Annotated in this window: 12 protein-coding genes; all 12 read right to left on the reverse strand. The window is 67.5% G+C overall.

Annotated elements, in window-relative coordinates; all coding sequences use genetic code 11:
* Positions 1-10: 10 nt before the first annotated feature.
* Positions 11-931: a malonate decarboxylase subunit epsilon gene (gene mdcH, locus B9Y82_RS03835; RefSeq protein WP_100471604.1), complete on the reverse strand. Its 921-nt coding sequence runs from the start codon at positions 929-931 to the stop codon at positions 11-13.
* Positions 928-1,785, reverse strand: coding sequence for a triphosphoribosyl-dephospho-CoA synthase MdcB (gene mdcB / locus B9Y82_RS03840; RefSeq protein ID WP_100471605.1), 858 nt, complete (start codon positions 1,783-1,785; stop codon positions 928-930). Before mdcB ends, mdcH begins: the two co-directional genes overlap by 4 nt.
* Complete coding sequence (mdcG, locus tag B9Y82_RS03845) at positions 1,782-2,423, reverse strand: malonate decarboxylase holo-[acyl-carrier-protein] synthase (protein WP_100471606.1); 642 nt, start codon at positions 2,421-2,423, stop codon at positions 1,782-1,784. The genes mdcB and mdcG overlap by 4 nt, the downstream gene beginning before the upstream one ends.
* Positions 2,416-3,126, reverse strand: coding sequence for a biotin-independent malonate decarboxylase subunit gamma (gene mdcE / locus B9Y82_RS03850; protein ID WP_100471607.1), 711 nt, complete (start codon positions 3,124-3,126; stop codon positions 2,416-2,418). Before mdcE ends, mdcG begins: the two co-directional genes overlap by 8 nt.
* Complete coding sequence (locus B9Y82_RS03855) at positions 3,123-4,031, reverse strand: biotin-independent malonate decarboxylase subunit beta (RefSeq protein WP_100471608.1); 909 nt, start codon at positions 4,029-4,031, stop codon at positions 3,123-3,125. Before B9Y82_RS03855 ends, mdcE begins: the two co-directional genes overlap by 4 nt.
* Positions 4,028-4,348, reverse strand: a complete 321-nt coding sequence (gene mdcC, locus B9Y82_RS03860; RefSeq protein WP_100471609.1) for a malonate decarboxylase acyl carrier protein — start codon at positions 4,346-4,348, stop codon at positions 4,028-4,030. The genes B9Y82_RS03855 and mdcC overlap by 4 nt, the downstream gene beginning before the upstream one ends.
* A 10-nt stretch (positions 4,349-4,358) precedes the next feature.
* Positions 4,359-6,002 (reverse strand): malonate decarboxylase subunit alpha, encoded by a 1,644-nt coding sequence (gene mdcA, locus B9Y82_RS03865; RefSeq protein ID WP_100471610.1) that lies wholly within the window; start codon positions 6,000-6,002, stop codon positions 4,359-4,361.
* 166 nt (positions 6,003-6,168) lie between these two features.
* Entirely contained in the window at positions 6,169-8,361 is a 2,193-nt protein-coding gene (locus B9Y82_RS03870; RefSeq protein WP_100471611.1) for a TonB-dependent siderophore receptor, read from the reverse strand.
* Between the two features lie 355 nt (positions 8,362-8,716).
* Entirely contained in the window at positions 8,717-10,411 is a 1,695-nt protein-coding gene (gene mqo / locus B9Y82_RS03875) for a malate dehydrogenase (quinone) (protein ID WP_100471612.1), read from the reverse strand.
* A 182-nt stretch (positions 10,412-10,593) separates the two neighbouring features.
* Positions 10,594-11,040: a GNAT family N-acetyltransferase gene (locus tag B9Y82_RS03880; RefSeq protein ID WP_100471613.1), complete on the reverse strand. Its 447-nt coding sequence runs from the start codon at positions 11,038-11,040 to the stop codon at positions 10,594-10,596.
* 99 nt (positions 11,041-11,139) lie between these two features.
* Complete coding sequence (locus B9Y82_RS03885) at positions 11,140-11,724, reverse strand: hypothetical protein (RefSeq protein ID WP_100471614.1); 585 nt, start codon at positions 11,722-11,724, stop codon at positions 11,140-11,142.
* 170 nt (positions 11,725-11,894) lie between these two features.
* Positions 11,895-12,800, reverse strand: coding sequence for a LysR family transcriptional regulator ArgP (locus B9Y82_RS03890; protein WP_010483397.1), 906 nt, complete (start codon positions 12,798-12,800; stop codon positions 11,895-11,897).
* Positions 12,801-12,937 lie beyond the last annotated feature (137 nt).

The raw sequence follows: 12,937 nt of genomic DNA on the forward strand, positions 1-12,937 counted from the left end.
CTCGAACCCGTTATTGCAGCCGCTCCAGCGCACTGCGGACCCAGGCCGCGGCGCCTTCAAGGCTCTGGAACTCTTCCACCGCGCGCACTTCGCAGCACGGATAGGACGGCGCGACCATGCGCGCCAGCGCGTTGCCCGGGCCCAGTTGCAGGAATACCCGCGCGCCACGCTCGAAGGCCTGGCGCATCACCTGCGCCCATTCGATGGTCTGTGCCAGCTGTGCCGACAGCGTGTGCACCACTGCGGCGCGCTCCCGCACCGGGCGGGCATCGACGCCGGCCAACAGGGACAGCCGCGGCGCCTGCACCTGTGCTGCTTCCAGGGCAGTGGCAAACGGTGCCACTGCGCCGGCCAGCAGCGGCGTGTGCGCGGGCACATGGACCGGCAATGGACGGATTTCCGCACCGCACGCCTGCGCGTCTGCCGCCAACGCGTACAGCGACGGCCGTGCACCACCTACGATGAAGTGGTCATGGCCATTGGCGATCGCGATGAAGGCGCCATGCGCATCGCACAAGCGCTGGGCCGCAGTGCGGTCCAGTCCCAGTACTGCCTGGAGTCCGGCGTCATCGGGGCTGGCGGCATCCATCAGCCGCGCGCGCTGCGCGGACAGTGCCAGGCAGGTGGTGGCGTCGAAGCTGCCGGCGATGGCATGCGCGGCGAGCTCGCCGATGCTGTAGCCCGCGATCACGGACGGCGTCGGCAACAGCTCACGCAGCCCCTGCCAATGCGCCAGGCTGGCAGCGCTCAGCAACGGCTGCGCCTGCGCGTTGTCGAAGCGATCATCGGTGGCTGCGACGTTGAATACATCGCGGCCCAGCAGTTCACTCGTGGCATCGAGCACCGGCTGCGCGGCGGCGAGGCCGCGCACGCGATCGAACATCGCCGCATGCTGCGCGCCCTGTCCGGGGCAGAGCAGGGCAAGGCTCATGTGCCCTCCTGCTGCAACAGGAACAGGCTGCAGGCGAGCAGGTCTGCGCTGCCACCAGGGCTCAGGTGACGCGCAACGAAGGCATCGGCGATGCGTTGCAGGCGCGGCTGCCAATCGTGCGCGAAGGCACCCCCTTCGGCCAGGAAACGGTGGGCCTGCTGCCGTGCCCAGCGCAGGCCTTCCGCGCCACCGCGATGCAGCAGATTGAGGTCTTCGGTGTGTGCGACCAGCTGCATCAGCGTGTGGCACATCGCGGCTTCGCGTGGCAGGCCACTGGCCAGCGCGTGGCGCAGGCTGGGCAGCGCCACCTCGCGCAGCAGCGGGTAACCGGCGGCGGCCTGTTCGCGCACGCCTGGCACCTTGTGCAGGGTGCGCGCCCGCTGGCCCGGGCTGGCTGCATCCAGCGGCGCACGTGCCAGATCCGCAGCCCAGCGACGTACCTCCAGGCAGGCCTGCTCACCGGTGGCGGCATGGCCCAGGCGGGAACGGCAGGCCGCGGCGGCTGCCACCAGCAGGCCCAGGCTGAAGACCGCGCCACGATGGGTGTTGATGCCGGCGGTCGCGCGCAGCATCGCCGCTTCGGCGGCAATGCCACACCGGCGCAGCGCATCGAAGTCCGCCCCGGCTGCACCGAGGTGGGCAACCGCAGTGAAGTAGTGGCGCAGCGCGAACAGGCTGCGCAGGAACGTGCCGGCGTCCATGTCGTGATGGCTGCCGCGATCGAACGGCGTGACCAGTCCCGGTTTGGGTGCCAAGGCCAGTTCTGCATGCAGGCTGGCAACGGCGAGGCGCCCCAGGCGCGCGCAGTCCACGGCCGCTGCAGGCCCGACAGTCGGTTGCGCGACGGTGTTCATGCGCTCACCCCGGCGGAGGCGAACACGGACTCGCGCAGTTCCAGTGCGGCGCCTTCCGGGCGCTTGACCAGTACCTGGCGGCTGCGTCCCGCGTACTCCCGCCAGTTCACGGCGGCACCGTCGGCGAGGCATAGCTCGCCATCGACCCGGCGACCGTATCCGGTTTCCCACGCCTGCAGCCGTGCGACCAGGGCATCGGCCTGTGCGGTGGTGTCGATCCGCCACAGCAGATCGATGTCCGAGCGTGCGTGCACATAGCGCAGGCCACTGAGGTACTGCCACGCGAACGCACCGAACACGCGTGCTGCTGCGATGTCCTGCAGTGCCTGCACGGGACGCTGCCAATCCTGCACAAGGTCGCCTTCCAGCACGGACTGAAGTGTCGGTGGCGGCGCGGTGCGCAGCACATCGTGTGCCGGCACGCGCAGGGCCAGGCGCAGTTTGCCCTCGGCGGGTGGCAGCGGCACGCCAAGGCGCAGGCGGGGATCGGCATCGTCCGCGGCACGACGCGCAACGATGGCCGGCAGGCCCTGCGCAAACCAGTCGGCCAGGCGCGGTTCGTGCGCGGCAATGTCCGCCTGCCAGCCGGCGTGCGTTGGCAGCCAGACCAGCGTATGGCGGGGCAGCCGCTCAGGCATCGCCCTGGCTCACGGCAGCCGCGACGCGTGCGGCCAGCGTGCGCCCGCCACGCTCGGCACCCCGCGCGGCGCGGCGGTCGCCATCGGCGGGCGTGCGCAGCGCCTGAAGCAGGTACGTGGCCAGATCGCCATCCCATAGCGAATCCACCGCGCCCATCGCCACGTAGTTCTCCACGCCCGGCGCGAATACCGGCGAGGCCAGGCTCAGTGCCTGCAGTTTCTCCAGCGGCTGCTTGGTCACCCTTGCCATCGCGCGCAGGTCCATTACCCGCACCTGCGCGTCGGGCAGGGCATGGATGTGGTCGGCCATCAGCCCGAACGAGAGGAAGCCACCACTGACCGATTCCCCGTAGACCAGCGTCACCAGGCGCGCCCCCCGTCGGCGTGCCAGGTCCAGCGCCTGCGCCAGGTGCGCGAAATAGCCGTTGATGCCGAGCAGTTCGTCGCGGCGTGCCAGGCGTTGGCCTGCGGTGTCGACCAGCATCACGATCGGGCGCTGTGGATGCGCGGCGGTGCTGGCCAGCACGGTGTCGGCCAGTGCCAGTGCGTGGTCCACGCCCACCTCGAGTTTGTCGGCGGTGCCGATCACGGTCACCTCGCCGTCGTCGGTGGTGGCGGTACCGGTCAGTACCGAGTCCTCCACGGCAACGGCGTGGCCACGCGGGAACAGGGCATCGAGCAGCGCGTGCAGCGGAAGGCTCATGGCAGGCTCCGATCGGCAGTGGCGGCGAGGAAATCGTCGGTGTCCAGCAGCGGCAGCCGCTCGGGTTCGGCGATGCCCTGCAGCGACCAGATCTCACGGCCATCGCGGCACCCGCCCCACGCCTGCACGCGCGCCTTCAGCGCGGCATGGCGAGCCTGCAGGGCATTCAATGCCGCATCGGTATCGGTGCTGGCGGTGTCCGGTTGCAGCGCATCGAACGCCGCCTGCGCGAAGGCCTCGATGGCATCGGACACCAGCACCTGGGCCTGGTCGATCAGGTAGCGGTGCTTGCCCCCGGTTACCCGCCAGACCAGCGCACGGTCGCGGGAATCGAACTCTTCCACGCCGCGCACGGTCTCGATCACCTCCGGCCCGGACAGCGACAGCCGGCCCTCCTCGGACATGATCACCGTGCTGCAGCAGCGGGCGACGATGCCCATGCCGCCGAAGGCGCCATTGCCGCTGCCGATCAGCGCGATCACCGGCACGCCCACGGCACGCGCGTCCAGGGTGGCGCGCATGATCTCGGAAATGGCGATCAGCCCCGCATTGGCCTCGTGCAGGCGTACGCCGCCGGTATCGAGCAGCAGCAACACACCGTCGGGCCGGGTCATCGCTGCACGGCGCAGCAGGCCGGTCAGCTTGGCACCATGCACTTCGCCCACACCGCCGCCCATGAATTCACCCTGCTGCGCGGCCAGCAGCACGCGCTTGCCGCGCAGCGTGGCTTGACCGACGACGATGCCGTCGTCGAATGCCGCAGGAAGGTCGAGCTGGGCCAGGTGCGGGCTCATCATGCGTTGCGCCGGGCCGAGGAACTCGCGGAACGAACCGGCGTCGAGCAGGCCGGCGATACGCTCGCGCGCGTCGGCTTCGTAGTAGCTGTGGCGCGGCGTCCGGTTCATCGTGCATCTCCAGCGAGCAGCGTTTCCACGGCCTGGTCCAGGCGCAGGCTGACCACCGCCGGCGTGGCACCGGCATCGTTGATCGAGATGCGTACGTCGCGCAGCGGATGGCGCTGTGCGAAATCGCCGATCACCGCCTCCCAGACGCGGCCAAAGCCCTGCGCGGCGGTGATGATGCGCACCGTCATCGCGCCGTCCAGTGCGGCCGGTTCCAGCAGGATTTCCAGGTTGCCCGAGGCCAGTACGCCGACCAGTACCGCATCGCGCGGGAACTGCACCGGGGTGCGGCCTTCGAATCGATAGTCGAGGGTTTCCATGCTCAGCCCCTTACCAGTTGCGGAAGCGCTTGGGCGGGTCGTACAGGCCGCCGGACCAGCGCACCAGATCCTTCACCGAACGCGCCGCCAGCAGGTCGCGGCTGGCATCGCGCACGGAGATGCCCAGGTCATCCGGGCGGCGGATCACGCCGCGGTCGCGCAGGTTTTCCACCATCGCGCGGTCGCGTCCCAGGCCCACGGCGGTATAGCCGGCCACGCCACGGATCGCCTGTTCGCGTTCTTCCAGCGTGCGGCACAGCAGCAGGTTGGCGATGCCTTCCTCGGTCAGCACGTGGCTGACGTCGTCGCCGTAGATCATCACCGGCGGCAGCGGCATGGCCGCGCGTTCGGCCAGTTCCCAGGCATCCAGCCGATCGACGAAGGCCGGCGCCATGTGCTCGCGGAAGGTTTCCACCATCTGCACCACCAGCTTGCGGCCACGCGGCATCTCACCGGGGCGCGCGGCCTGCTGGCCGGCCTTGATCCAGGCCTCGCTGGCGTGGCGGCGGCCGCGTGCATCCGAGCCCATGTTCGGTGCGCCGCCGAAGCCGGCGATGCGGTCGCGGGTGGCAGTGGAGCTGTTGCCCTGCAGGTCGATCTGCAGGGTGGAACCGATGAACATGTCACACGCATACAGGCCGGCGGTCTGCGAGAACGCCCGGTTGGAGCGCATCGAACCATCGGCGCCGGTGAAGAACACATCGCCACGTGCGGCAATGTACTTCTCCATGCCCAGTTCCGAACCGAACGAATGCACCGACTTGACGAAGCCCGATTCGATCGCCGGAATCAGTGCCGGGTGTGGATTGAGCGCCCAGTGCTGGCAGATCTTTCCCTTCAGCCCGAGCGATTCGGCGTAGGTCGGCAGCAGCAGCTCGATGGCCGCGGTGTCGAAGCCGATGCCATGGTTGAGGCGGTTCACGCCGTACTCGGCGTAGATGCCCTTGATCGCCATCATCGCCATCAGCACCTGGATCTCGGAGATCTGCGCCGGGTCGCGGGTGAACAGCGGTTCGATGTGGTTCGGGCGCGGCGCCTGCACCACGAAGTTGACCCAGTCGGCGGGGATATCGACGCGGGGGAGGGTGTCGACGATTTCGTTGACCTGGGCAATGACAATGCCACCACCGAACGCGGTGGCCTCGACGATCACGGGGGTGTCTTCGGTGTTCGGGCCGGTGTACAGGTTGCCGTGGCGGTCGGCGGCCTGCGCGGCGACCAGCGCGACGCGCGGGGTCAGGTCGATGAAGTAGCGGCCGAACAGTTCCAGGTAGGTGTGGATCGCGCCGATCTGGATGCGTCCCTCGGCCACCAGGTTGGCCAGCCGCACCGACTGCGGGCCGGAGAACGAGAAGTCGAGCTTCGAGGCGATGCCACGCTCGAACACATCCAGGTGCGAGGGCAGCGACAGCACCGACTGCACCATGTGCAGGTCGTGCACGCGGGCCGGGTCGAGGTCGGCCAGCGCCTGGGCGAGGAAGTCGGCCTGCTTCTGGTTGTTGCCTTCCAGGCAGACCTTGTCGCCCGGTTCCAGCAGCGCATGCAGCAGTTGGCCAACGTCGCTGGCAGCAACCTCGCGGCCCCGGGCCCAATGCGCGGCCCGCTGCAGGCGGGCCTGGCGGCTGCGTTCCAACGTATCCCAGCTCGGGTTCATCGACCGGCTTCCGATTGGCGTTGAAATAATTACGGCATAATTATGATGGGCATGCAACCCGCGGTGCAGCAAATGAAAGGGCCCGCGCGGAGGCGGGCCCTTTCAGGGTTGGGGTGTGCCGACCAACGGTCGGCACCCACCAGGCACCCACCGGTTCGCGGGTCGCTCAGAACTTCCAGCGCAGGCTGGCCGACACGAAGCGCGGTTCGCCGTAGTTGTTGTAGTCCAGGTTGGCCCAGTAGGTCTTGTCCAGTGCGTTGCGCACGCTCAGGGTTGCCGTCCAGTTGTCGCTGATGCGGTAGTTGGCGTTGAACTGCACCAGCATGTAGGCCGGCTGGTTCACCGTCACCGTGCCGCCCAGCGGGTAGGCGATGTTGTAGCCCTGCACCTTGCTCTGCCACTGCACGCCACCGCCAACGCTCAGGCGTTCCAGCGCGCCGCGCAGCTGCAGCTGGGTGTTGAGCTGCAGCAGGTCCTCGGGCGGGTTGGCATACAGCAGGTCGGTGGCGGCGCGGGTCACCTTGACGTGGGTGTAGCCGGCATTGACCGTCCAGCCCGGCAGGATCTCGCCATTGACGTCCATCTCCCAGCCGCGTGCCTTGGTGCCGTTGACCCCGATGTAGGCCGAGCTGCCGTCGCTCAGCGTGCCTTCCGGCACACTCATGTCGCGCACCGCATAGTTGTTCTGCTTGGCCTCGAACACTGCAGCGTTCGCGGTCAGGCGGCCATCGAACCACTGCGTCTTGATGCCCGCTTCCAGGTTCGAGCCCTGCACCGGTGCCAGCAGGTTCTCGTTGCGGTCCTTGTAGTTCTGCGGATTGAAGATCTCGGTGTAGCTGGCGTAGGCCGACACGTTCGGCGTGATCGCATAGACCAGGCCGACATACGGCGTGATCTCATCACTGACCTTGTACGCACCACTGGTGCCGGTGTACGCCCCGGCCGCATTGTAGGAACGGCTCAAGGTCTGCCACCGGCTCAGGCGCGCGCCGGCGATCAGCGACAGCGGATCGGCCAGGTGCAGGCGCGTGGCCAGGTAGACACCGCTCTGCGTGGTCTTTGCCACGCGCCGTGCACCGGTGCGGATGTAGGTCACCTCGGAAATGTCACCGTCCCAATCAAAGACATTCGGGATGTAGTAGCAGCGCTCGCGCCCGCAGGTGGCCCAGTCACGCGGGAAGTTCAGTGCCACGGTATTCGTGGTGCCTTCCAGGTCCGACCACTGCGCATCCAGGGTGAGGTCGTGGTCGCGGCCGAACAGTGGGAACGTGCCGCTCAGGTAGGCATCGACGTTGCGGCGGGTGTCCTTCGAATCACCGGCGGCGGCACGCAGGTAAATGCCCGAGCCGGTCACCGGGTCCGGGTTGCCGGTGCCGTACAGGCGCACGTTCTGCACGTTGCCGCGGGTGTAGGCGGTGTTGATCTTCAGCAGCCAGTTGTCGCCGAAACGCTGTTCCAGGTTGGCGAAGGCGGTGTTGCTCTCGCGCTTCCAGTAGCTCCACTTCGGCGACAGGTTGGTCGAGCGTGCCAGATGGGCGAAGTTGCCCTGGTTGTCGAAGAACGGCACGGTGCCCCAGGTCGAACCGGTCGGGTTGTTGTCCTGGGTCTGGTAGCCGACGGTGACCGTGGTGCTGTCGGTGACATCGCCCTCCAGCACCGCCATGCCGGCCATCTTGTTTTCCTTGTAGCGGTCGTAATACAGCCCGCGGTCGGTGTAGGCGGCGACCACGCGGCTGCGGAAGCGGCCGTCGGCGGTCAGCGGTGCGGTCACGTCGGCTTCCATGCGGCGGTAGTCCCAGCTGCCGGCGCTGACCGCGAACGACGCATCGAATTCCTTGCCCGGGCGCTTGCGCAGCAGGTTGACCGTGGCCGACGGCACGCCGGCGCCGCTGAGCAGGCCGTTGGCACCGCGGATCACTTCGATGCGGTCGTAGAAGGCGGTGTCGTATTCCTGGTTGGTGGAGCCGCTGTAGGTGGGAATGCCATCGACCTGGAAGTCGGTGATGGCAAAACCGCGCGCGTAGTACAGCGGGCGCTGGGTGTCATAGAAGGACACGCTGACGCCGGTGACGTTGCGCATCACATCGTTGATGCTGAACAGTGATTCGTCCTGCAGGCGCTTCAGGCTGATCGCGGTGGCGGACTGCGGGGTTTCCTGCAGGGTGATCGGCAGGCGCGTGGTGCTGGCCGGCGGTGCCGAGTGCTGGGCACGCACGCTGACCCGGTCCAGGGTCTTGGCGTCGGATGCATCGGCGACGGCCTCGGCGAAGGCCGGGGTCGCGCCCAGTGCAAGCGAGGACAGCAGGGCGGCCGGCAGCAGCGCGCGGCGGGGCAGGCGGATACGGAACGTCGGGGACATGTGGGTTCGAAGCTCGGAGACGGGAAGGGGGCGGCAACAGTCATCCAGCACCCGGGCGGCGGCTTCGGGTACATCAGGTCCATCTGGGGAGAGGCGCGGTCACTGTGTCGGGCGCAAATGTAAATAATTCTTAACAACATTACAATTCTCGACATTGCGCATGGTCTTCCGGGCGCAGAGCAGTGGCGAGCCGGGGTCGGATCCCGTTGCCGCAGGCAATGGGCTCTGACCCCATCATCGGCGCCCGGGCGCAGGTCAGAGCCCTCCCGTGCGGGAGGGATCCGACCCACCTCGCACAAAAACAAACGACCACCCGAAGGTGGCCGTCCGTCTGCATCGAAAGGAACGCGCGGGCCTACAGCGCCTGCAGCTCCTCGTTGGCGTTGCGCTTTTCCTTGGCCGGTGCTGGAGCCGGTGCAGCCACCGGGGCCGGTGATGCCGCGTTCGCATCCACCGGCACCTCCAGATAGGGCAGGTGCAGGGTCTGGCTGGTCAGCGTACGGATCTCGTTCACCAGTGCGGCGCTGTCATTGAGCTTGCGCCCGTACGACGGCACGATCTCGCGCAGGCGGGTTTCCCAGCCGGCCTTCATCTGCTCCGGGAAGGCCTTGGCCATCAGGTCCAGCATGATCGGCGGCGAGGTCGACGCGCCCGGCGACGCGCCAAGCAGGGCGGCGAGGGTGTGGTCCTTGTCGGTCACGATCTCGGTGCCGAACTGCAGCACCGGGCCCTTCAGCGGATCACGCTTGATGATCTGCACGCGCTGGCCGGCGGTGACCAGCTTCCAGTCGCCCGGCTTGGCATTGGGGAAGTACTTGACCAGTTCGGCCTGGCGATCGGCATCGTTCAACCGCGCCTGGCCCATCAGGTACTGCACCAGGTCCAGGTTGTCCTTGCCCACTTCCAGCATCGGGCCGACGTTGTTGTGGGTGACCGACGAGTACAGGTCCCACCACGAGCCGTGCTTGAGGAACTTGGTGCTGTACAGCGCGAACGGCCCGAACAGCACCACCGGCTTGCCGTCCAGCTTGCGTGCATCCAGGTGCGGCACCGACATCGGCGGCGAACCGGTCTCGGCCATGCCGTAGGCCTTCACACCGTGGCGCGAGGTCACGTCCTGGCCCTGGAAGGCAAGGAACTGGCCACCGACCGGGAAGCCGGCGTAGTCCTTCGATTCCGGGATGCCCGACATCTGCAGCAGCTTCAGCGCAGCGCCACCGGCACCGATGAACACGAAGCGGGCGTGGGTGGTGGACTCGGTGCCGGCCTTGAGATCCTTCACCGTGACGTTCCAGCTCTTGTCGGCGTTCTGCCGCAGCGCGCTCACTTCGTGGTTCAGGTGCAGGCTGAAGTTCGGGCTGCGCTGCAGGCCGGCGGCCAGCTGGCGGGTGATCACGCCAAAGTTGACGTCGGTGCCGAGCGGCATCCAGGTCGCGGCGACCTTCTGCTTCGGGTCACGGCCTTCCATCAGCAGGGGGGCCCACTGCTTGATCTGTGCCGGATCCTCGGAGTACTGCATGCCGTAGAACAGCGGGTTCTTCACCAGGGCCTGCTGGCGCTTGTGCAGGTAGGCGATGTTGTCATCGCCCCAGACGAAGCTCATGTGCGGGGTCGGGTTGATGAAGTCGCTGGGCTGGCTCAACCGGCCTTGCTTCACCTGGTGCGACCAGAACTGGCGCGAGACCTCGAACGATTCGGCGATGCCGACCGCGCGCTTGGTCTCGATGCTGCCGTCGGGCAGTTCCGGGGTGTAGTTCAGTTCGGCGAACGCCGAATGGCCGGTGCCGGCGTTGTTCCAGCCGTCGGAGCTTTCGCCGGCGACGCCGTCGAGGCGTTCGTAGACCTGGATGTTCCAGTCCGGCTGCAGTTCCTGCAGGTAGGTGGCCAGGGTGATGCTCATGATGCCGGCGCCGACCAGCACAACATCGACGGGCTTGTCGTTGCTGGCGGCGGGCACCGAGCGCTGGGTCAGCGGCCAGTACAGGAACAGCGCGGCGGCCAGCAACAGCAGCACGAGCAGGGCGAGCAGGGCCTTGCCAAATTTCTTCATGGGGGCGGGATCGTTGGCGGAGGGGAAGGGGTCAGGATGCGCGTGGGGCAGGGAAAGGGCGTGAAGAAACAACGCCTTGCGCCATCCATCCGCGATTCTAACCGGATCCGGTCCTTTTTTGATGCAACGCAGCATCCGACGTTTCGCGGCCCCGTCAGGCGAAGCGCCGGGCCACGCCCGGCTCAGACCAGCTCAAGAACCTCGTCGCCGGCCTCGTCGATCCCGCCGGTCGGGCGCCAGCCCAGGCGCCGGTAGAAACCATGCGAGCGCGAACGCGGGTCGGCCGAGCAGGCCAGGAACAGCCGCTGGTGGCCGGCGTCGCGGGTCAGGCTGACCACTTCCTGCAGCAGCTGGCGGCCAATGCCACGGCCCTCGTACTCCGGCAGCAGGGCCAGCACCAGCACCTCGCCGCTGTCGCGGTCGGCGAAGCAGTAGCCAACCATGCGCTCGCCCTCCCAGGCGACGCGGCCGATCGAATCGCCCTGGGCGATGCCGGTCGCCCAACTTTCCGGCGTGATGCCCAGCTCCGCCAACTGCGCGGCACTGAAGGCGTTCTCGCGGGTGCGCCCGCGCAGGTCGATGCAGGCAGCGGCATCCTCGGGGCGCGCATCGCGGACGAATACAGGCATGCAGGGCATCCTTGCAGTGATCGGCCGGCCAGTATCCGCATCGCGCATGGACCCGGTGTGTAGGCCTGATGGAGAGTGTATGGAGCGCCTGCACCCGGGTCAGTCACTGCCAACGGTGAAGTACTCCACGACGAAGTAGCCGATCTGGTAGGCCAGCGTTGCCAGCACAAGGCGCAGCTGTGCGCGGCGGCTGCGCAGCCACCCGCCGAGCACCGCCACCGCCAGCATCAGCACGGCATGCAACGGGTACGCGGTTCCCAGCAGCTTCCAGCGGCTGCTGCCCTTGATGCCGGTATCGATCAGGTCGAGCAGGGTCAGCGCAGCAATCACGCTGAAGATCCAGCGCCGGCGCTGCATCAGGTAGTTTCCGTAGCTGCCGTATTCGCGCAGATCGTCGGGAAACAGCAGCGTGCACAGCAGGAACCAGGTCGCGCAGTAGACGATCACGAACAGGTAGGTTTCGAACGTCCAGCGGTGCACCTCGATGAGGCGGAATTCCCACCACCAGAAGGTCACCAGCGATATCAGCGTCCATGCCACCCAGCCAAGGTGCAGTGCAGAGCAGCCGCGGCGCTGGGGATGCTCGATGATCTGTGCCAGGCCCTTGAGCACGGTGGTGATCGACAGGCCGAGGATGATGCCCATCACCACCCGGATGTGCAGGAACAGCGGATCGGTCTGCATCGCGGCGCTCCGTGTCGGATGCCTCGATGCTGGCACAACAGGGCAGCCAGGAACGGACCCCGGTCACGCGGAGAAAAAAGGGGACGGAGGGGATTAAGTCGTATAAGGCCAATACGACCTGTAGGGCAGAAGCGACTTAATCCCCTCCGTCCCTTTTTTGCTGATCACCGTCAGCGCTTGCGCCGCACCAGCGCCGAGGAGGCGTCCAGCACTGCGCGGGTCAGCAGGGCCATGGTCTGCACGTCGCCCTTCCAGTGCTGCCAGTACAGCGGCACGTCTTCCCACGCGCGCTGGCGTACGTACACCAGGCGACCGGCATCCAGGTGCCGCTTGACCAGCGGCAGGGGGTTCATGGTCCAGCCCATGCCGCCCAGGTTGGCCTGCACGAAAGCGCGGGTGGAGGGAATCCACCAGGTCGGCGCGGTGCTGGGCAGGTCGTCGCCGGCCATGCGCCGGGCGAAGCGCGACTGCATTTCGTCCTTGCGGTTGAACACCAGTACCGGTGCCTGGGCCAGCGCCTGCGCGGTCACGCCCTTGGCAAAATGGCGCTCGCGGAACTCGGGGGTACAGGTCGCTGCATAGCGGATGCTGCCCAGCGCGTGGATCTGGCAGCCCTGCACCGGCTCGTCCAGCGTGGTCACCGCGCCCAGCACCGTGCCCTGGCGCAGCAGTTCGACAGTGTGGTCCTGGTCCTCCACGCGCAGGTCCAGGGTGGTGCCGGTGCTCTGTGCGAACTGCGAGGCGGCCTGCGGAAACCAGGTTTCCAGGCTGTCGTGGTTCACCGCCACCGGGATGCTGGCCTGGGGCAGGTCTTCGTCGGCCAGACCCATCCGGTGCAGGGCATCGTGTTCGAGCAGGGCGGTCTGCTCGGCCAGCTGCACCAGTACCTGGCCCTCGGCGGTGGCGGTGGCCGGGGTGCCGCGCTTGACCAGCAGGCGCCCGACCCGGTCCTCAAGCGCCTTGACCCGCTGCGAGATGGCCGAGGGCGTGACATTCAGCGACTGTGCGGCGCGGTCGAAGCTGCCTTCGCGGATCACCGCGGCCAAGGCGCGCAGCTGGGCATGGTCGATACGCATCGGATTAAGTTCCGCTAATGTTGGTTTAGGAAGTTTAGCTCGTCTTTTCCATGTTGCGGCGCGACAATAGCGCTCGTTCCGGTGCTGTCCGCCTTCGCGAGGCACCGTCCCCCCAAGCAATACAAGGCAGTGAATCC

This window comes from Stenotrophomonas maltophilia, from assembly GCF_002799155.1.
Classification (GTDB): domain Bacteria; phylum Pseudomonadota; class Gammaproteobacteria; order Xanthomonadales; family Xanthomonadaceae; genus Stenotrophomonas; species Stenotrophomonas maltophilia_R.

Coding starts and splice junctions, on each gene's coding strand:
- mqo (WP_100471612.1), bottom strand. CDS start 10,411: ATGAAGAAATTTGGCAAGGCCCTGCTCGCCCTGCTCGTGCTGCTGTTG.
- mdcE (WP_100471607.1), bottom strand. CDS start 3,126: ATGAGCCTTCCGCTGCACGCGCTGCTCGATGCCCTGTTCCCGCGTGGC.
- mdcH (WP_100471604.1), bottom strand. CDS start 931: ATGAGCCTTGCCCTGCTCTGCCCCGGACAGGGCGCGCAGCATGCGGCG.
- B9Y82_RS03855 (WP_100471608.1), bottom strand. CDS start 4,031: ATGAACCGGACGCCGCGCCACAGCTACTACGAAGCCGACGCGCGCGAG.
- B9Y82_RS03890 (WP_010483397.1), bottom strand. CDS start 12,800: ATGCGTATCGACCATGCCCAGCTGCGCGCCTTGGCCGCGGTGATCCGC.
- mdcB (WP_100471605.1), bottom strand. CDS start 1,785: ATGAACACCGTCGCGCAACCGACTGTCGGGCCTGCAGCGGCCGTGGAC.
- B9Y82_RS03885 (WP_100471614.1), bottom strand. CDS start 11,724: ATGCAGACCGATCCGCTGTTCCTGCACATCCGGGTGGTGATGGGCATC.
- mdcC (WP_100471609.1), bottom strand. CDS start 4,348: ATGGAAACCCTCGACTATCGATTCGAAGGCCGCACCCCGGTGCAGTTC.
- B9Y82_RS03870 (WP_100471611.1), bottom strand. CDS start 8,361: ATGTCCCCGACGTTCCGTATCCGCCTGCCCCGCCGCGCGCTGCTGCCG.
- mdcG (WP_100471606.1), bottom strand. CDS start 2,423: ATGCCTGAGCGGCTGCCCCGCCATACGCTGGTCTGGCTGCCAACGCAC.
- B9Y82_RS03880 (WP_100471613.1), bottom strand. CDS start 11,040: ATGCCTGTATTCGTCCGCGATGCGCGCCCCGAGGATGCCGCTGCCTGC.
- mdcA (WP_100471610.1), bottom strand. CDS start 6,002: ATGAACCCGAGCTGGGATACGTTGGAACGCAGCCGCCAGGCCCGCCTG.